Origin of the sequence: Micromonospora sp. NPDC048839 (assembly GCF_040649915.1) — a bacterium.
GTDB lineage: Bacteria > Actinomycetota > Actinomycetes > Mycobacteriales > Micromonosporaceae > Micromonospora.
The window spans coordinates 23,415-42,716 of sequence record NZ_JBEZGL010000033.1 but is presented as its reverse complement, the minus strand read 5'-3'; the positions used below and the strand labels follow the sequence as shown (position 1 = coordinate 42,716).

18 protein-coding genes are annotated in these 19,302 nt (G+C 67.8%); 12 read left to right on the top strand and 6 right to left on the bottom strand.

The features are described from left to right. The 3 genes from AB0C25_RS35425 to AB0C25_RS35415 all read right to left on the bottom strand — a co-directional run. Positions 1-431, bottom strand: a 431-nt coding sequence (locus AB0C25_RS35425; RefSeq protein WP_357379346.1) for a sugar phosphate nucleotidyltransferase, incomplete at its 3' end; no start/stop codon positions are given. Positions 432-544: 113 nt separating this feature from the next. Beyond that, entirely contained in the window at positions 545-1,210 is a 666-nt protein-coding gene (locus AB0C25_RS35420; protein WP_357310801.1) for a 2'-5' RNA ligase family protein, read from the bottom strand. Beyond that, positions 1,207-2,556, bottom strand: a complete 1,350-nt coding sequence (locus AB0C25_RS35415; protein ID WP_357310803.1) for a helix-turn-helix transcriptional regulator — start codon at positions 2,554-2,556, stop codon at positions 1,207-1,209. The genes AB0C25_RS35420 and AB0C25_RS35415 overlap by 4 nt, the downstream gene beginning before the upstream one ends. A gap of 297 nt (positions 2,557-2,853) precedes the next feature. Here AB0C25_RS35415 and AB0C25_RS35410 point away from each other — a divergent pair, with 297 nt between their 5' ends. From AB0C25_RS35410 to AB0C25_RS35370, 9 genes are all read left to right on the top strand, one after another. Beyond that, a complete protein-coding gene (locus tag AB0C25_RS35410) occupies positions 2,854-3,336 on the top strand; it encodes an NUDIX hydrolase (protein ID WP_357310805.1) in 483 nt (160 codons plus the stop codon). A gap of 152 nt (positions 3,337-3,488) precedes the next feature. After that, positions 3,489-5,477 carry an ABC transporter ATP-binding protein gene (locus AB0C25_RS35405; RefSeq protein ID WP_357310807.1) on the top strand — a complete coding sequence of 663 codons (1,989 nt, stop codon included), beginning with the start codon at positions 3,489-3,491 and terminating at the stop codon, positions 5,475-5,477. Positions 5,478-5,488: 11 nt separating this feature from the next. After that, the gene (locus tag AB0C25_RS35400; RefSeq protein ID WP_357310809.1) at positions 5,489-6,055 is read left to right on the top strand and encodes a kinase; all 567 of its coding nucleotides are present in this window, start codon (positions 5,489-5,491) and stop codon (positions 6,053-6,055) included. 50 nt (positions 6,056-6,105) lie between these two features. Then, complete coding sequence (locus AB0C25_RS35395; protein WP_357379342.1) at positions 6,106-6,954, top strand: phosphotransferase; 849 nt, start codon at positions 6,106-6,108, stop codon at positions 6,952-6,954. Next, on the top strand, positions 6,951-8,345 hold the full coding sequence (locus AB0C25_RS35390) for an MFS transporter (protein ID WP_357310813.1): 1,395 nt from the start codon (positions 6,951-6,953) through the stop codon (positions 8,343-8,345). The genes AB0C25_RS35395 and AB0C25_RS35390 overlap by 4 nt, the downstream gene beginning before the upstream one ends. After that, positions 8,342-8,794 (top strand): hypothetical protein, encoded by a 453-nt coding sequence (locus AB0C25_RS35385; RefSeq protein WP_357310815.1) that lies wholly within the window; start codon positions 8,342-8,344, stop codon positions 8,792-8,794. The genes AB0C25_RS35390 and AB0C25_RS35385 overlap by 4 nt, the downstream gene beginning before the upstream one ends. Before the next feature lie 43 nt (positions 8,795-8,837). Continuing rightward, positions 8,838-9,407 carry a nucleotidyltransferase family protein gene (locus tag AB0C25_RS35380; protein WP_357310817.1) on the top strand — a complete coding sequence of 190 codons (570 nt, stop codon included), beginning with the start codon at positions 8,838-8,840 and terminating at the stop codon, positions 9,405-9,407. 35 nt (positions 9,408-9,442) lie between these two features. Continuing rightward, a complete protein-coding gene (locus tag AB0C25_RS35375; RefSeq protein ID WP_357310819.1) occupies positions 9,443-10,312 on the top strand; it encodes a carbon-nitrogen hydrolase family protein in 870 nt (289 codons plus the stop codon). A 5-nt stretch (positions 10,313-10,317) separates the two neighbouring features. Continuing rightward, entirely contained in the window at positions 10,318-10,626 is a 309-nt protein-coding gene (locus AB0C25_RS35370; protein ID WP_357310821.1) for a hypothetical protein, read from the top strand. 119 nt (positions 10,627-10,745) lie between these two features. Here AB0C25_RS35370 and AB0C25_RS35365 read toward each other — a convergent pair whose 3' ends face one another. Further along, complete coding sequence (locus AB0C25_RS35365; protein ID WP_357310823.1) at positions 10,746-11,447, bottom strand: sulfotransferase domain-containing protein; 702 nt, start codon at positions 11,445-11,447, stop codon at positions 10,746-10,748. A 152-nt stretch (positions 11,448-11,599) separates the two neighbouring features. Further along, positions 11,600-12,358 (bottom strand): carbon-nitrogen hydrolase family protein, encoded by a 759-nt coding sequence (locus AB0C25_RS35360; protein ID WP_357310825.1) that lies wholly within the window; start codon positions 12,356-12,358, stop codon positions 11,600-11,602. 536 nt (positions 12,359-12,894) lie between these two features. Here AB0C25_RS35360 and AB0C25_RS35355 point away from each other — a divergent pair. Together AB0C25_RS35355 and AB0C25_RS35350 are read left to right on the top strand one after the other, a co-directional pair. Beyond that, positions 12,895-13,728: an SAM-dependent methyltransferase gene (locus AB0C25_RS35355; protein WP_357310827.1), complete on the top strand. Its 834-nt coding sequence runs from the start codon at positions 12,895-12,897 to the stop codon at positions 13,726-13,728. Positions 13,729-14,915: 1,187 nt separating this feature from the next. Beyond that, positions 14,916-17,012: an EAL domain-containing protein gene (locus tag AB0C25_RS35350; protein ID WP_357310829.1), complete on the top strand. Its 2,097-nt coding sequence runs from the start codon at positions 14,916-14,918 to the stop codon at positions 17,010-17,012. Here AB0C25_RS35350 and AB0C25_RS35345 read toward each other — a convergent pair. Next, positions 16,971-17,999 (bottom strand): DUF6545 domain-containing protein, encoded by a 1,029-nt coding sequence (locus AB0C25_RS35345; protein ID WP_357310831.1) that lies wholly within the window; start codon positions 17,997-17,999, stop codon positions 16,971-16,973. The two genes, AB0C25_RS35350 and AB0C25_RS35345, sit on opposite strands and share 42 nt — an antisense overlap. Positions 18,000-18,181: 182 nt before the next feature. Between AB0C25_RS35345 and AB0C25_RS35340 the strand changes: the two genes are divergently transcribed. Continuing rightward, positions 18,182-19,018 (top strand): SAM-dependent methyltransferase, encoded by an 837-nt coding sequence (locus AB0C25_RS35340; protein ID WP_357310833.1) that lies wholly within the window; start codon positions 18,182-18,184, stop codon positions 19,016-19,018. Positions 19,019-19,302: the final 284 nt, after the last annotated feature.

The window sequence follows — 19,302 nt, the reverse complement described above, 5'->3', positions numbered from 1 at the left end:
ACCAGAAGGCGGCCCCCGCGGGCCGCCCGGCCAAGCCACCACGTCAGGCGGCCGACATATTCACGGGGCCCGAGGATGACGCCTGGACGCAGAACCGTGGACTGCTCCGTGCCGATAACCGAGACTACAGCTCGCTCACATCCAGCCTTCAGAGCGCCGTACTGCCCCGCGTAGCCCAACTTGTCCTGCCAGCCGCGTGCGGTGAAGTAGCCCTTCAGATCGTGGTCCTCGGTGAAGTAATGACGCACCTGGCGGCCAATCTCGCCGGGTGCGGTGACGATCGCGATCTCGCGGGCGCCTGCGGCGATGCAGTCAGCGACTGCGTAGGCGACGACTGGCTGGTTGAGGATCGGCAGCATGCACTTGTTGATCGTTTTGCCGATCGGGAAGAAGCGGCTGCCCGTGCCGGCGACAGCGATGACGGCCCTCACTGACTCACCTTCCGGCCGGGGTCCACCGACCCGTCACGATGTTGTGACAGTGTGCCGGGCGAATCTACTGAGTTTAGGCCGGGCACAAGCGGCAGTCCCGGCTTTCCCCCGCACTATCCAGCGAGTGGCGCGGTGGCGACCGTTGTCCATCGGTAGGTGCGGTGTTCTCGGCGGAGCGCGATCAGCGTTGCCTGCTGCACGGTTACCTGAACAGGCGGCTGGTGGCGTAGGGCGGTGAGGCGGTCGCGAATCGGTCCGGCGGGTGCCGACGTGCCGCTGTAGGCGATGGTCACATGCGGTCGAAAATCCTCTGCGGCGTCCGGCACGTCCTGCCAGACGGCGCCGATGGCTTCGCGGATGGCCGCGCGTAGATGTTCGACTTGATTCCAGGGCTGAACGAGCAGGCCAATCCCTTCCGCGTCCGGATCGACGGGTCCGAGCATCAGGCGCAGGGGTTGTAGTTCGGCGCAGCGTTGACGGGCCTCGGCGACGATGCTGCTCAGGTCTTGGACACTGACGTTATCGGTGAATCCCACGCCTTGCATGGTGAGGTGCAGGGCACTGATGGGCACAAGGTCGAGTTCGGGCAGTGCCAGTTGGCTCTGGGTGTGGGTAGCGAGGTGGTGAAGGTCGGGTTGGTGCTCGAAGGTGAGGTGCCAGGTGTAGAACTGGCGGTCGGCTTGCCAGCCGGGGCGCCAGTACCAGTGGTTCGTGAGTTTGGGCAGGTTCTGGTAGGTGGTCCATCGCTGGTGCAGGCTGGCCAGTTCCCGGCTGCTCATGTCGCAAATGGTAAAGCTGGCGGTGCACGCCGGCTTCTGTGAGCGCGGGTGGCGAGCTGCTCCGCGATGTGACGAATCTGCGGAATGGCGGCGAACGGTTTGGCGCTGGTGAGGAATTGGTGGGTGCGCTGGTTGACCGACTCGTAGCGGTGGTCCGCGGTCAGGGCGAGAGCGTTCAACGCCAGCTCTGCGGCCTGTTCGGGATCCGGGTCAGCGTGGTGTAGGTAGGCGGTGGCCAGGTCAAGGCGGCTGAGGGCTTGCGGGCCGCGCAGCTCTGCGGCGTCGAACGCGTCGATGGCCCCGGAGAGGTGGGCGGTGACGTTCTTGCCGCAGTTCAGGACGAGGTAGGCGGTCGCAGCGTTGGCTGCTGTGCGGGGGTGGCAGTACGGGCCGAGGGCGAGGCTCGTGCTAACGGTCGTGCCGTGCGGTTGCTCGGCCAGCATGATGAACGAGTGGTTGACGGCTTCATCGACGCCGTAGCGGTCGCCAAGGTGTGCCAGTGCCCGCGCTTTGCCGTTGATCGTCAGGCGGATGGTGTGAGGGCCGGAGCCGGAGTGGCGCAGGCCGTCTTGGGCGTAGGCGAGCGCGTCGTGGTGGTCGCCGGTGTAGTAGGCGATGAGGCTTTGGGTGGCGCGCGCCCACGCCCGCACGTCGTGTTGCTGTGCTGTGTCGGCGAGGTCGAATGCTTCTGCGGCGTAGGCGTGCGCGACGCGGAACGCGCCGAGGTCCAGCGCGACGGCGCCGAGGAGTCCGGATAGGTGAGCGGCGAGGGTGTAGAGCCGGGCGCGTTGTCGTGGGTGCTGCCGTCTGTTCATGAGCTGATCGACGTAGGCGCGCAGCGGTCGCATGCGTGCCAGGAGGACGGCTGAGGGGAGTCGTTCGTTGTCGGCGATCGCGCGATGGACCTCGCCTTCGAGGTAGCTGAGTCGGGCGTCATCGTCGGTGCCGGACTTCAACGCGAGCCGGCGGGCGTTGATGCACTCCTCGGTTTCCCAGAGAGCCGAAACGTCCTCTCCGCCCTCGGTGGAACCGGTGCCGCCGGTGGGCTGCGGCCGGTCGGGGGTCTTCGAGAGGACTGCCGTCGACTGCGGTTGTTTCCGCTGGGCACGCTTGGCGGTGCGGTCGTACTCTTGGGCAAGGACGCCGCCGGTGTGCAGGGCGGTGTCGCAGCGTGCCCAGAACTCGCGCTCGGGGTGTTGGCGGCCGGTCTCGGTGTTGGCGACGGAGCTGCGGCCGTACTGCACGAGCCGAGCGAGGCCCTGCTGGGTGAGGTTGGCTCCCTTGCGCAACTGTGCGAGGTGGCGGCCCAGTGCGCGCCGTGCAGTCGTGATCTCGTCGTCGGCCATGGTTTGCCACCCCCTGGCGGTGCCGAGATGCGGTAACGGTGCGGGCAGACCGTATCCGCTGCCTCCGACAGTTCCTGGATTGGTCACCACGGGCCGTCGTGCATCGGTAGGGCGCTGACGGGGTTTGGCCGACAGCCGCGCGGGGCCGGGCAGCCTAGCGGCTGCGTCGGCCGCCGGTAGGAGTCACGCGCGGTCAGCGATGTCGCAGTCTTGTCGGCGTCGGCAGCTGGATCTGCCGACAATGTCGTGGCCCGGCGCGGCGGGCGTGTCGGGCGGCCGGCGTCCTACGGTCGACTCATGCCCGCCGAACGCCGTGACTTCACCGCCGATCTACCTCGCAAGCGGATGGCCGCAGGGCTGCTCCTGACCGATCCCCGCGGTCGAGTGCTGCTTGTCGAGCCGGCATACAAAGCCTCGTGGGAGATCCCCGGTGGGTGCGTCGAGGCCGACGAATCGCCCTACCAGGCGGCGGTCCGGGAGTGCCGTGAGGAACTCGGGCTGACCCTGACGCCCGGCCGGCTGCTGGTCATGGACTGGGTGCCACCGCAGCCTGGCCGCACCGAGGGGGTCATGTTCGTCTTCGACGCGGGCACGCTCACGTCCGAGCAGACGGACCAGATCGTCTTGCCGCCGACCGAGTTGCGCAGCTGGTCCTGGTGCGACCAACCGGAGGCCGATCAACGCCTGCCGGCTCTGCTGGCCCGACGCGTCGCTGCGGCCCGGGAAGCACGCGGCCACGGGTTCACCAGGTACTTGGAGCACGGGCTGCCGGTCACCTGAGCCCCGGCCCCTACACGGGCCAGCCGCATCCACGATCCGACTCATAGCCCTCTGCTGAAAATCCGATCTGCGGGAGGTCGCCTTCGGGCGACCGGCCCGATTCACACACGTCCCACTGCCATCCATTTGCACAATTTTGAGGAGGTTTGTCCATGGCTCAGACGACCACCGCACAGAGCCCCAGTACAGCGGGCCAGCCGGGCACCGCGCGACCGGAGTCGGTCTTGCCGGAGCTACGGGCCACATGGTGGGAGACGGGAGTGCGGGCGCGGGCGGAAGCGGGCGTGTTCACCGTCTTCGCGGAACTCCCCCGGCTCGTCTGGACCGCTCTGGGTGTCAGTTGGCGCGCAGACCGGCTGCGTACGGGTGTGGTGGCGGTAGCGACGGTCGGCGCCGGGGTGATGGCGGCCTTCGGCCTGTTGGCGACCCAGCGGGTGTTGGTGGAGTTGTTTGCCGGCGGGCCGACCGCGGACAAAGTCCGGGCGGCGTTGCCCGCGCTGGCCGTGCTGGCGGTGGCGGTCGCGCTGCGTGCCGGGATGGGCATCGCCACCGGGTACGCGCAGAACGCGTTGACGCCGCAGGTGAGCCGGGAGGTGGAGCGGGGCCTGTTCGAGGTGTCCACGCAGGTGCGGCTGGAGGCGTTCGACGCCGACGCGTTCGCCGACGACATGGAACGCGCCTCCCGAGGCACCGAGTCGGCCATCGGCCTGGTGCAGTCCTCGATGAACCTGCTCGCCGGGCTGGCCGGCGTACTGGCGGTGGCCGTCGCCGTCGTGGTGATCCACCCGCTGTTGCTGGTGGCGTTGTTGGTGGCGACAGTCCCGAACGGGTGGGCCGCGCTGCGGGCGGGGCACCTGCGGTATCAGACGTACACCGCCGGGTCGGTGCGGCGGCGCCGGCTGTGGCTGTTGCAGCGGCTGATGGCCGAGCGGGCGTCCGCGCCGGAGTTGCGGTCGTACGGGCTGCGCCGGTTCCTCCTCGACCAGTACGACCGGGTCATGCAGGTCGAGACCGACATCCAGCTCGTCCTGGCGCGGCGGGTCACCACCACCACCTCGGTCGGGGCGATGATCGGAGGAGTAGCGACCGCCGCGGTGTACGTCCTGCTCGGTCTGCTGCTGATCGACGGGCAGATCCCCCTCGCCGCCGCGGCGACGTGCGTGATCGCCGTGCAGTCCGCGCAGCGCTCCCTCGCCATCGTCACCTTCCAGGTCGACCGCGTCTACACCGAGGGTCAGCACTTCAACGACTACACCGGGTTCATGACCCGCGCCGCCGCCTACCTACCCCACCAGCAGACGGGACCCGATCCCACCGCTGCGCGACCCGACCGACTGCGCGAGCTGACGGTCAGCGGGGTGAGCATGTGCTACCCCGACCGCGACACAGCCGCCGTCGACAGCGTCACCATGACCATCACCGCCGGGCAGACCGTCGCGTTCGTCGGGGAGAACGGCTCGGGCAAGACGACCCTCGCCGCGATGATCGCCACCCTCCGTAGCCCCAGCGACGGCGTCATCGAATGGAACGGCCGCCCCATGTCGGAGTGCGACATCGACGGGCTACGGGCGCGGATCGCGGTGGTGACGCAGGAATACCACAAGTGGCCGTTCACCGCGGCCACGAACATCGCCATCGGCAACGTCGACACCGACGCCCAGCAGGACCGCATCGAGGCCGCCGCCGCCCGCGCGGTCGCCCACGACATGATCACCGAACTTCCCCACGGGTACGAGACGCTGCTCGATCGCACCTTCGCCCGAGGCCAGGACCTCTCCGGCGGGCAGTGGCAACGCATCACCGCCGCCCGCGGCTTCCTGCGCGACGCCGAACTGCTCATCATGGACGAGCCCTCGTCCGCGCTCGACCCCCGCGCCGAGGACGCCCTGTTCCAGGCCATCCGCGACCGCAGAGGCCGGGCCACCACGATCCTGATCACCCACCGGCTGGCGAACGTCCGCCACGCCGACCGGATCTTCGTCCTGCACCACGGCCGGCTGGTCGAGGCCGGCAGCCACGACGACCTCATCGCCACCGGCGGCCGGTACGCCGAACTGTTCGCCCTCCAAGCCGCCGGCTACGACACCACCCCGAGCGAGGGCAGCCCCATCCCGCAACAGCACCAGCCCGCCTCGCGATAGGAAGGACGGTCATGGACCACGCGGCCCCCACCGGCACCTCCGAGACGATCCTCATCAGCATCCGCGGCAACTCCAGCGCCGGGAAAAGCACCATCGCCACGGCGTTGCGGCGCCGACACGGCCGCGGCTGCGCCATGGTCGGCCAAGACCACATCCGGCGGATCCTGCTCAGAGAACGCGACAAGCCAGGCGGCCTCGCACCCGCACTCATCGCGCAGAACGTTCGCTTCTGCCTCGACCACGGCTACCACGTGGTCCTGGAAGGGATCATGCACACCGCCCGGTACCGCACCATGCTCACCGAGCTGCGCGACGCGCACCGCGGGCGAACGCTCTTCGTCTACCTCGATGTGTCACTTACCGAGACCTTGCGACGCCACGAAACGCGGCCCTTGGCGGCGGAGGTGTCGCCGGAGAACCTGCGCAGCTGGTATTCCCCGCGCGACGTCCTCGGCTGGCCCGACGAGCTCGTTCTGACTGAGACCACCACGCTGGAGCAAGCGATCGAGTGCATCGCCATCGCGGCCGGCCTGCCGTTGACCGGCCGTGACGACGACCTGCTCCCGGCCGTCCCGTGACCGCACCACCGGGAGCAACCCCAGACCATGCCGGGCTCGGGGCGGATGATGTGTTCCTGGCGCTGGTCGCCCGTGCCGCTGCCGCGCGGGTGGGGGTCGGCCGGGTTGTGCACCGTACCGGCAAGGCCGTCGTCGCCACCGGCCGCCGCGACGGCCGACCGGTGATCGTGAAGCTGTTGACCACCGACGGCCCGTACTGGGTCGGCCGGCGCCAGCACGAGCTGCGCATGTACGAGCTGTTCACCGATCAGCCGCCCTGCGTGCGCGTGCCGCGGGTCCTGTACGCCGATGCCCACCTGACCGTCCTGACGCAGCTACCTGGGCAGCGCCTGGACGACCAACGCCACCTCACTCGCGACGTCAGTCCGGCCACCGCACAGCTGGTCCTGGACACCCTCGACACCTTCGCCGCCTGGGCGCCGGCACCGCCACTGCCGCAACCTGTCGACTACCACGGCCGGATCGACGCCGAACGCGCCGCCGGGCTCCTCGACGACGCCGACCAGCACGCCCTGCACACCCTCGTCGACCAGCTCGGCCCGGGCCGGGTCACCGCACACGGCGACCCCCTACCCGCGAACCTGCTCCTCGACGGCGAGCACTGCGCCCTCGTCGACTTCGAGTACACCGGAAGCTACCTACCCGGCTACGACCTCGCGCTGCTGCACATCGTCGGCGCAGCCTCCGCCCCGACCCTCACTGCCGCGATCGCCGAACGCGTGCACACTGCCGACATCACCACCGCCTACTCCGTCAACCTGCTCCTGCTGACCTGCAGAGAGATCCGCCTGCACACTGTGCTGCCAGCACGCGGCGCGACCACGTCCCGGCTCGCGCACCTGCGACAGCTACTCAGCCAGGCACGCCGTGACGTTCAGGCGCTGATGCGATGGGCTTGAACCGCACAACCGCCGGCACGCCGGTCCAGCGCGGCCTCGCGGGCGGCTCACAGGCACCTCCCCCGCTGAGCCGTGACTTCCACCGACTGTGGGGCGCCTACTCGGTCAGCCAAGCGGGGTCCGCCGTCGGGGCGGGCGCGCTGCCGCTGGTCGCGATCCTGCTGCTGGACTCATCGGCTCTGCAGATCTCCCTGCTCGCGGTGATCTCCGGCCTCGCTTCGGCGGTCATCGTCTTACCCCTGGGTCCCTGGATCGAGTTCCGGCGCAAACGGCCCGTGATGATCGGCGCCGACCTGCTGCGCTGCGCGGCCCTGGCCAGCGTCCCCATCGCCGCCGCGCTCGGCGCCCTGACGTACGAGCAGCTGTGCGTCGTCGCCGTCGTGCAGACCGCCGGCTCCATCGTGTTCAGCGCCGCCGGCGGCGCACACCTGAAGCACTTGGTCACCGTCGATCAGCGTGTCACTGCCAACAGCCGATTCGAGACCTCCCAGTGGACGGCGAACAGCCTCGGCTCACCCATCGGCGGTGTCCTCGTGTCCTGGCTCGGCGCTACCGCGTCCATCACCGTCGACGCCGCGAGTTTCCTGATGTCCGCGCTCGGGATCCGCCGCCTCCGCAGCCCCGAACCGCCGCCACCAACGCGCCAACCCGCCCCGAGCCGGGGCCGGGAAGCCATCGAGGGATGGCGGCACATCCTTCACCATGCGGGCCTGCGGGCCCTGTTGATCAACGCCGTCATCTTCGGCGGCGCCATCACGGCCAGCACGCCCATCATCGCGGTGTTCATGCTCCGCGACCTACACCTGGCGCCCTGGCAGTACGGCCTGGCCCTCGGACTGCCCTGCCTCGGCGGCATCCTCGGCTCCCTCACCGCCGGCCCCCTCACCACCCGATACGGCCTCCGCACGGTCCTGCTCACCACCGGCGTCGCCCGCACCCTCTGGATGGGACTCATCCCACTCGCCCCGCCCGGCACACCGGGCCTGATCATCATCACCCTCGCCGACACACTCCTGCTGTTCATGGCGGGATCGTTCAATCCCACCTTCGCCGCCTACCGCATGAACCACACCAGCGAGCACTGCTTGTCCCGCGTCCTGACCGCCTGGTCCATCACCAGCAAACTCACCCAACCCATCGTCATCGCAGCCGCCGGCATCCTCGCCGCCGCCACCGGCCCCCGCACCGCCCTCACGGCAACCGCCGCCCTCACCCTCACCAGCGCCACGTTCCTGCCCTGGAAGACAACCCTGAACAGCCCGCTCCACACCGCCGACGCGAACCCGCCCAGCGGACGTCGCCTACCGGCACGTCGTTCCGGTAGCGCGAGCACCCGCCTACCCACCGCCGTCACGGCCACCGCCACCACACCCAGGGAGAACGCAAAATGAGCGATGACAACCCGCAGCGGCGGACACCCCGCCGGTACACCGGCACCACGACCGATTTCGTGCTGGACGGCAATACGGGACGCCTCACCACGGCCACGTCATCCGGTCAGCTCACCCACGTCGACCTGCGCGTCGGCAAACACGGCTCCACCCTGGCCGGCCTAACCGAAGCGCTGTCCACAGCGATCACCACCGCGCTGCAAGCCGGCGCGCCCCCGTCCGAGTTCGTGGCCCAACTACGGCACACCCACTACACCCCTTCCGGCGCAACCACCGACCCGGACGTGCCACACGCAACCTCGCTGAGCGACTACCTCGCACACCGTCTCCAACGCCAACACATCAGCACCCCGCCGCATCCAGACGCTGCGGAGCTGCCTGGAGACGTCCGAACCAGCCCGCAGCCACAACTGCCCACGGCCAGCTGGGTGCCACACCCCCGCAGCTGACCCGACCTCGATCACCCTCAACCTGGCGGGAGGCAGACAGGGCATGCGGGACGACGAGTTACGCGGCCTGGTTGGCGCGAGTCAGCCGCTGATGCGGGCGCTGCGCACCGTGCGGGACTCGGGCCTACCGGACGCCTGGATTGGCGCTGGTGTCCTCAGGGACCTGGTATGGGACCAACGCTACGGGCACGGATTCGACTTCTCCCAAGCGCGGGACATCGACGTGGCATTCTTCGACCCCACCGACCTGACCCGCACGAACGACGAGCACGCCACCGGACGTCTGACAGCGATCTGGCCCGGACCGCCCTGGGAAGCGAAGAACCAGGCCGCTGTGCACACCTGGTACCCCGCCCGATTCGGAGGCGACGCCGTCCCCGCGCTGCGGAGCATCGCCGACGCGGTCGCGACCTGGCCCGAATACGCTACCGCCGTCGCGATCCGTCTCGACGCCGACGGGCACATCGCTGTCTGCGCACCACACGGACTCGATGACCTTCTCGACGGCATCTGGCAACGCAACCCGGCCCGAGTCAGCCTGGCCGTGTCCGCGCAACGACTAGCGCGGCACCGCCCCGCCCACCGCTGGCCGCGAGTCCGAGTCCTCACCTGACCACCCACGATCGACGCCAGGAGGCTCACCCCGAAATGCTCGACGCCCTCCGAACGGACAACCCGTCCAATCTCACGATCGCTGCCGCCCAACCACTGGTCACCTGCGACGCCACGCTCAACGGCACCGCAATCCGTGCGCTCATGCGGCGCGCGCATCAGCAGGGCGCCCACCTGGTGCAGTTCCCCGAAGGCGCCCTGTCCGGGTACGCCGGGCAGGCCAAGGACCACTTCGCCGGCTGGAACGTCGACTGGACGTCCCTGCGGCGAGAACTGGACAAGACGGCCGCGCTCGCGGGTGAACTCGGCCTGTGGGTGATCCTGGGCAGCAACCACCGACTCAGCGGCGAGCACCGTCCGCACAACAGCCTGTACGTAATCTCCGACCAGGGACGCATCGTCGACCGCTACGACAAGCGCTACCTCTCCCACACGGAGGTCACCCGCTTCTACACCCCCGGCTTCACACCAACCGTCCTCGACATCGCGGGGTACAAGCTGGGCCTGGCACTCTGCATCGAGATCAACTTTCCGGAGCTGTTCCTCGACTACCTCCACAGGGGCGTGGACTGCGTCCTGTTCTCCACCTTCTCCGAAGACCCGATGTTCGCCGTGATCGCCCAAGGCCACGCCGCCACCATGAGCCAGTGGGTGAGCACCTCGGTGCCCGCGCAATGCAGCACCGCCATGCCCGCCGGAATTATCGGCCCACACGGCGGCTGGCTCGCCCGCTGCACACCCGATGGCACCGCCGACCTGGTCTGCGCCACGCTCGACCGCGACGCCCCAGAGCTGCGCATCGCCGTGCACCACGCCCGCCCCTGGCGCGTCACCGCCCGCGAAGGCACCATCTACCGACAGCGGCGCGTGGACGATCCACGCAGCCACAACCGCACCGAGAGGTGACAACGGTGCCGAACCTGCGCCGCCTGCTCCGCGGCCAACCTCAGCTCCCGCTGATGATCGTCGGACATGGCCGCATCGACCACGCCCACCTTCCCGACGGGCAGCGGAAACAACTAAAGGAACTGGCCGCTACCGACACTGCACAATGGGGACTGCTTTTCGTGCTCGACGCCCGGCGGCGCCGCTGGACCCTCTACTCCCCCGACGCGGAGTACGCGGCGCTGTTCGCGCCCGCCGCCCACACCCTGAACCTCGACGTCAACATCTTCACAACAAAGTTCCCCTGCTGGAACAGCGGATGGAGGATCACGTAGCTACGGCACCGGAGGGATCGCCTCGGCTGCGGAGAAGGGATCAACTCGCCCCGGACCGCCGGATCGTCGCTTGCCTGCCCATCGCCGCGCAGCCTTCCACCGCACGCTCAGGTGTGCTGTTAATCGTCGGTCCTGGTCCCGTACCCAAGTAGCTGCATCGCAGCGACGTTGTCGGGCTGGGCCCAGAAGAGCTGGTGTAGCTCGTCGGGCAGCTCGTCGCGATGGGTGCCGGTGAGCCCCTTGCGGAAGAAGCGGTCGTCGGACTGCTGCAGCTCGGTGAACGACGGAATCCGCGCGTCGGCGAGGGGTCGGAGCTGGGGTACCAGCTTTGCCATGACCTGTTCAATGGCCGCTCTCGGCTCGCGGGCGAGCTCCTCGTACCTGAGGACCACCCGGTGAGGTGCCGGTGGCCGCAGCCAGCTCAGCACGTTGCGTCCCCAGCTACCGGTTCCAACCTTGTCCCGCCGGATAATCATAGCGCTCAATTCTGATGGGAACCGTGTGGAGTCCTTCTCGCTGGCCAGGCGGGCCCACGAGACGAGTGCATCGCGGCCGTCTCGGACGAGGCAGATGGCCTTGTCCAACTCATCGACTTGGTCGTCGCGCTGCCGGTGTGTCTTGACGAGGTGCACCTCTTCGGACTCGCGCATGGCATCGATCGCTGCAGGCCGTTCGGTGAAGCCGACCAGATCGGCGCCCAGGCGCTCAGCCACACCGTCGACGTCATAGACGACGGATGTCCGCACGCCGTAGAGCCTGTTGAGGGCGATTCGCAGGAAGGTGTTGCCGGACCGGGGAAACGAGGACACCCAGACAATCACCTGTGCACTCTAGCGAGCGCGACCGCCCGCGTCGTTCACCATGCGCCTGGTCGAGGCCAACGGTGAGGTGTCACCATGCGAATCCTTCACGGCATCTGGGTAGCGTCCGTAAGCGTCATCGCGCGTCCGAGCGGCTAACCCGCACGGTCGTTCTAGCCACGGCCATCCTGAAGTGGTGAGATCTCAACGACCACCATGCCGGTAGTCATCAACGGCACCTGCGCCACAATCTCCCCCTGTGGGCTGATGACACTGGTCGGCCCGTAGCCGACACGATGCTCGTCGCGCTCGCCGGTCACATCAGCTGACACCAACCACATGCCAGTCTCCCGCGCGCGCTCAGCCCGGATCCCGTGGTGCAGGTCCTTCCAGCGCACTGCGGCCTCCCGCCGCATCATGTTCTGAGCTGGCACGAGCAGGACGTGGGAACCCTGCGCCGCCACCGCCGCGGCGGCCTCGGCGAACTGGGTGTCGTAGCAGATGTTGATGCCGTATCTGACGCCCTTCAACTCGAAGGTCGGGTAGGCATCGCCCCTGTCGAGCAGCGCTTCCCCGGGCAGTAGATGGGTCTTGCGGTAGACGCCCACAAGCACACCTTGCGTGACGACGACCGCAGTGTTGCAGTACCTGCCGCCGTTTCGTTCGATGACGCCGAACACGAGGGTCTGCTCGATAGAGCTCAGCCGCTTAAGCACCGACGCGAACCTCGCGGAGCTCAGTTCCATCGCCTGGGTGCGCATATGGTCGTCGTTGACCAGATACCCCTGCAGGAAGCACTCCGGGAATAGCAGGAGGTCGACGTCCTGCGCATCGGCCTGCCGGGCGAAGCCCTCGATACACGTCAGCGCTGCATCGATGTCGCCGAGGAACTCCTGGGTCTGGCATGCACCGATACGCAGCCTCTCCTGCACGCTCTGATCGTAGCGGGACGACGGCGAGGCAGCCGGCGACGACTTTTCGCGTAGTCGTCGACGCGGGTATCGCCCTTACATTGGCAGCACCTCCCCAACGCGTCGACCGTGCCGCGTGCACACCCGTCGCGTAACGCGGGATACAGATCTCCGCAAAATGGTCGGCACAGTACCGCGTTGGCTACGACTTCCGATGCCGGAGCGACGCCCTGCGGCGGAACCTTCTCTAGCTAGGGGCTAAGGATCTCCCTAGCCGGTGCCGGTTCGCCGGTAGCGAGCACCGCCTGCCCACCGCAGTCACGGCCACCGCCACCGCACCCAGGGAGAACGCAAATGAGCGATGACAACCCGCAGGGGCCGGCACCCGCCGCTACACCGACACCGCGACCGACTTCGCTCTCGACAGGCCACGGCACGCCTCACCACGGCCACCTCGTCCAATCAGCTCACCCACGTCGATTCTTAAGGACCACTGCCGATAATCGCTTCGGCTAGGCTGTGGCGCTACCGACGATCGCATCGGAGACCGGGGAACAATGACCGACCAGCACGCGAGCGCGCCAGGCCTCGAGGGTGGCCGGGCCACCTTCTCCCGCATGTACGACTACCTCCTCGGCGGTGTGCAGAACTTCGAGGCCGACCGCGAGGCGGCACGACAGCTCCTCCAGGCGTTCCCAGACGCGGCGGACACGGCCCGGTCCAACCGGCTGTTCCTGTCACGTGCGGTGCGTACCTTGGCCGAGGACGGCATCTGCCAGTTCCTGGATCTGGGATCCGGCATCCCCACTCAAGGGAACGTGCACGAGATCGCCCAGGCCATCGACCCTGCGATCCGAGTCCTCTACGTCGACATCGACCCAGTGGCGGTCGTCGCCTCAAACCAGATCCTCATGGGAAACCCGGCTTGCCGCGCGATCGAGGCCGACTTCACTCACCCCCACCTGATCCTTGACGCGCTCACCGCCGGCGACCTCTCCAACGTGATCGATTTGGACAGGCCCACCGCATTGCTCTACTGCTCTGTCCTGCAACTGGTCTCAGACGATTTGATCGACAGCGTCGTCGCGCCCATCCGCGACCGGCTTGTGCCCGGTAGCGCATTGGTGATCTCTCATCCAGGAACGGCAGTGACGGATGGATACGACGAGTCGAGCCTGTCTTCGGTTGCCGAGGTGTACCGGACCAAGGCTGCCGCCGAGATCGTCATGCGCTCGGACGATCAACTTGCTGCCCTCTTTAAAGGCTTCACCTTTATGGAGCCAGGACTGGTATCGATCAACGAATGGCGGCCCGAGCTGGGCGAGCCGGACCCCTATGTCTCCAAGTCCATGCCTTCACCGATGCGGGGAGCAGTGGCAGTCCGCTATTGACCGCTGGCGGCGTCGGCACGACTACGGCTAAGCGGCAGGCCCGCCTCGGCTATACAAAAACGGCCTAACCGGTCTGCGGCTTAGTGCGTTCCTGACGGATAGCCGCGTCGCCGGCCGATTGGTGGCAGCCTGGATCGGCGCTGGCCTCTTATGGCCATCGGTACGGGCACGGATTCGACTTATCCCGGGGCCCGAGACGTCCGCGTGGCGTACTTCGGCCCGCTGCCGTCGGGATCGCGTCCACACCTTCACGCCGTTCTGCACCGCTATCAGCAGCACGCCCTCGCTGGACCGACCTGGTGGCGCTGGGCGTCGATCAGCCGCGTTATCGACACTGGCTTGAAACTTCGGGCGCGTTGCCAGGGTGCCAGAGTGCGGCGGGACGGCACGGCACTCGGAGCGCGGTTTGACCTATGCCCCGGAACTTGGACCGTCGCCGCGTGGCAGAAGCCGGTGCCCTGGACAGCGAGCCATCGGCGGCGCATCAGGGACGGCCAGAGCCACACCGCTGCTGACGCACTTCCGGATGGGCCAAACCTTGCTTTCGAGGGGTCGTAGGCGTGGTGGGCCGTGGGGAGCATGCCATAAAAGCCAGTAGCCGGCTGCTGTGCGTTACAGACCCCCACCTCGGTGTGCGCAGATCAGCCAAAACGACTCTTCGGCGTTGAAGAAGTCCGCTACGCCTTCGTATGGTCGAGCCTAAGGCAACCCAGAGAAGGGAGATAGCTACCATGCGTAAGGGCGTCGAATGGGACTAAGTGGATGGTGTTGACCTGCTACGATGGATGACTCATTTCGGGAGGCGGGGGATAACGATCGCGGGGTACTAATTGAATCCGATCAGGCGTGACCGATGGGCGTTAGTCCTGCTCAGCACGTCAGGCGTCCTGGTAGCGCTTGCGTGCCTCGCGTGGGCAGTGCGTGAGGCACGGTGGCCGGCACCTCATCAGCAGGTTCATCTGTGGATGGGTGCCGCGCTCATGGCGATGGGAGCCGCTTTTTCGGTTCCGATACGACCGCGGATGTCAGTCCGGGTCACCTTGACGCCAACGGCGTGCCTTGTGTGCGCGGCAGTGCTGCCAACGCCGTGGGTGATCGTGTGCACGGCGGTCGGGGTCAGTGTGGCCCGGCTGGTGACGAGGTACCCCCGCTCCTCGGGCTTGTATAAGGCAGTGCACAACACCAGCATGGACATCTCCGCTGCCGCTCTGGCTGCCTCGGTGATGTATGGCTTCGGTGTCCACCCAAGCCTTGGGGACCCCGCGTCGGCTTCTCATTTCCCTGGGGACCTGCTTGGGTTCCTAGTCGCGGCAGTTGCGGTGCTCTTGTTCGAGGAGTTGACGACCGCGACGGCCGTGACTCTGGCGACAAAGCGACCGATGCCGGTCGTGGTGCGCTATCTCTGGCGAACTCGTTTGGTCGTCGCTGTCGTGGAGATCATCACCGCCGGACTGGTCACGGTGGTCGCTGGACTGGACCGGCGGGCGCTGTTAGCGCTCCCGGCGGTAATGCTCCTCCTGCGGTTCGCGCTCGCGTTTCGGCTGCGGATGGATGAGGAACGGCGGAGTTGGGAGCACTTGGCCGCTCTGAGTGACGCCCTGTCGGCGCGGGATCTGGATGCGGTGCTGCACACCGCCGCTGGTGGGGCAGTCGATCTGTTTGGCGCTCAGTCGGCGGAGATAGAGATCGCTGGCAGCCAACGGCTGGTACGGGCTAGTCAACAGGCCGGCATCGCTCGGGTGGTGTACGACGGTTCGGCCGCCGATGCGCCGGAGGCCGCCGAGACGTGGGCGCCGGTGCGGCATGAAATCGGGGTTGACGCGACCGGGTTGCACGGGGCGATGCGTCTGTACCTGCGCGGGCCGCGTGATGAACTCTCGGCGCGAGAGCGCGTTGCTCTGCGCGCCTTCGCGGCGACCCTTTCTACCAGCCTGGACATCGCCCATGCCTACGGTTTGTTGGCGGTCGAGGCGCGCCGGCACGAGCTGGCGGCGACCACCGACGCGGACACCGCCATGCCTAATCGCGCGGCATTGCTCAGCCGAGTCAGCGAGGCTGCGGTCGGGCCGTGTTATGTGGTGGTCATCCGCTTAGAGAACTATCACTTTTTGGCCGACGCGATCGGCCGTGACCTAGCTGTTGAGTTGCTGAACCGGCTCGCTGCTCGGCTGTGTCACGTCGCGCACGAGCCAACCTCGGCGGTGGCCCGTGTGGGTGACGTGACTCTCGCCCTCGTCACGTGGGGCGTCACGGCGGACACTGCCTACCAACGAGCCTGCTGGGCGGTGGCGGCTCTTCGGCGTGAGGTCAAGATTGATGGGTGTCGGCTGTTGGTGCGGGCGAGTGCCGGGATGACAGCCGGCGCGCCTGAGACCGCCGCGGACCTGCTCGACGGGGCAGATCGGGTGTTGTCGCGGGCCATCAGGCGGGGCGAGGACAGGCTGGTGTCGCGTCAGATGGGCCCGCTGCGTGAATCGTCACTCGCCCGCGAGTTGGGGCAGGCGCGGATGTCGGTCTCATTCGAGGCGGTTGTTGACCTCACTTCCGGCAGGATTGCCATGGTGCAATCCATGCCACGATGGCTGCATTCACGCCATGACGTGCTGGCCGCTGACGAGTTCGCTTACCAGCTCATCGATGACCCCGACAGCCTTGAAGGGCTAGCGCGGCAGGTGTTGACGCGGTCGCTGGCCGCAGCGGCGACCTGGCGCGATGCACTTCCCGAGGCAGCGCTAGTCGTGCCGGTACCGGCTGGCGCCCTCACACCCGCCTTCGCCGAGGCCGTGCGCGACGTGTTGCGCGAGCACGCCGCTCCAGGGAGTTCGCTGGTGCTCGCGATCAGCCAGCCGACGGACCTGCACACACGGGAGGCGGCCGAGCAAATCAGGCAGTACGGGGTGAGGCTGCTGTTGGACAACTACGGCAGCGGTCACGTCGGCCTCGACTCGGTCAACGCCGTGGCTTGGAGTCTGCTGCGCCTGCACCCGGCCTACGCGCTGGACGCCGGCTGGCGACCCGCGCGGTCGGTCATCCACGCGGCGGTGGACCTCGCCACTGATCTGGATCTTTCCGTCATCGCCGCGGGAATCACTGCCGAGGATGAGCGACGCCTGCTCGCCTCGATCGGATGCGTCCTGGGCAGCGGGCCACTGTTCGGAGGCGAGATGTTTCCCAGCCAGATGCGCAGCCACGCCCAGTTGTGGAAGCCAACGGCGCTGGATCCCGGGGCACGCGTATTGCGGCTACACCGCGCTGGCCGATCGGCCGCGCCGCGCCGCGCCTAACGCAAACATCGGTGTGTCGGCCACCATCCTCGGACGCGGTAACGCGTCCGGGTCGCTACCGGCCACCACCGGCACACAACGAGCGATCTCGGCGGCGACCAGCGGGGAATCATGCAGCGCGCGGGCCACGGCGGCCAAGCGACGAGCCTCGGCGCGCACGTCAGGCAGGTCGTGGCGGTCACGGCGCTGCCATGGCAGAGGTGGGTCGTCGGCCTCGGGTGGCAGCGAGGCCTGGCGGCGGCGCAGTGCAACGGCAAAGGTGGCGGCTTCCGCGACGGCCGCGACAGCGTCGTCATCGAGCCGGTGACGCTGAGCGCTACGGGTGGCACTGGCGTACACCTGAGGACTGCACCATGGGCGTAACACCCGCAGCGCCTCGTGAACCTCGATGACCGTGCGGTGGCGTTGTCGCCTGCCGCCGGCTTCGACGGCGACCGGCACAGCGGTGCTCGTGCTGATGATCACGGCATCGGGCATGCCGGTGCGCAGCGTCATCCACAGGCGGTGAACGTGCCAGTCGGTGCTTCGGTCGGCCCACCAGTCCGATGGCCCGCTGGGCAGCCGGATGGGTGGAAGGACGCGCCCGGCGCGAGTAGACGGTCGTGTGGCACCGACGGCCGCTCGCATCAACTGCTCGTGAAGCAGATCGGCGGCCAGTTCGGCCTCGGCCTCGACGGCCGGATCGACGTGGTCGTTCAGCACATCGCCGTCGTGATCGAGGAGATAGTGCCCGAGTTCATGCAGAGCGCTCTGGTCGAACGCGAGCGCCGGCATCGCCACGTCGACGAGGATGTGATCCACACCGTCGCGCGCGACGATCACCCCCGGCGGCAGGTGAGTGCCCAGCTGCACCGCGTGCACCTTCAGCGGACGGCCCCGAGCTCGCCCAATCGCCTCGCACCAGGCCTCCACCGTGTACGGCTCACACGGTGGAGGCACACCCGCGTTGCGCAGGCGCCGCGCGACCCGAACCCTGGCGAAGATCATCTGCGCCTCCTGACACTACGATCAGTGCCGGACGAAAGATCAGAGTGTAGCCGCTCCGACTACGCTCGCGGCTACCACGAATTCGTTGGGGCGCATCAGCAACGGATGATCGTTTACGCTCCGACTCCACACTCGACGGCAGCGGCACGCCGTCGGATGCACACGCAGTCTCGGGGGCATCGGTGACTGACCAGCACAGAAGCACACAAGATCCCGTCAGTGGTGGGGCCACCGTCGCCCGGGTATACGACTACCTACTCGGCGGCAAGCAGAACTTCCCAGCCGACCGCGAGGCCGCACGGCAGCTCCTTCAAGCCGTGCCGGAGGCAGCAGACATCGCCCTATCGAATCGACTCTTCCTGCGTCGCGCGGTGCGCACGCTGGCCCAGGACGGCATCCGGCAGTTCCTCGACCTGGGCAGTGGCATCCCCACACAAGGCAACGTCCACGAGATCGCACAAGCCACCGATCCGACCTGCCGAGTGCTGTACGTCGACATCGACCCAGTCGCGGTGATCGCCTCCAACCAGATCCTCGTCGGCAACCCCACCTGCCGCGCGATCGAGGGAGACTTCACCCGCCCCGACCAGATCCTCGACGCGCTCTCCGGCGGCGACCCCGCCACCGTGATCGACCTCGAGCAGCCCACCGCGTTGCTCTACTGCGCGGTTCTGCAGCAGGTATCCGGCGACCAGATCGACGACGTCGTCACACCGATCCGCGATCTACTCGTCCCCGGCAGCGCAATGGTCATCTCCCACTTGAGCGCGGCGGCGGTAACCGACAGGTACGGCGACTCCACCATCGACAAGGCCAAAGGGGTGTACCGCACCCGAGCCGCCACCGAGATCAACCTGCGCACCGACGCTCAGCTCACCGCCTTGTTCGGCGACCTCGCCATGGTTGAGCCAGGGCTGGTGCCGCTCAATGACTGGCGGCCCGATCTCAGCGAGCCGGACCCCTACGGCGGTGCGCCCACACCTTCTCCGATGCGGGGCGCTGTCGCGATCCGTCACTGAACGACCCTGAACCCAAGGTCACGATTCAGCCCGGCCGGTCCGGCGCTGGAGCTCTCAAGCCGAGCGTTTGACGGCTTCAGCGCCCGCACCCACCCTACGTCGGCCTGCCGCACGACGCCGCCTCCGCCGATCAGCCCGCTGACGCCGGCGGACAGGGGGTAAGCCCACCTAAATCGCGGAGCACCGCGCCCTACGGATGGCGCTTCTCATTCCGCATGGGGCTGACAAGCCGTTTGCTGACTGTCCTGCTGAGCTTCACGCCGGTTGATAGCCCGGAACAACCC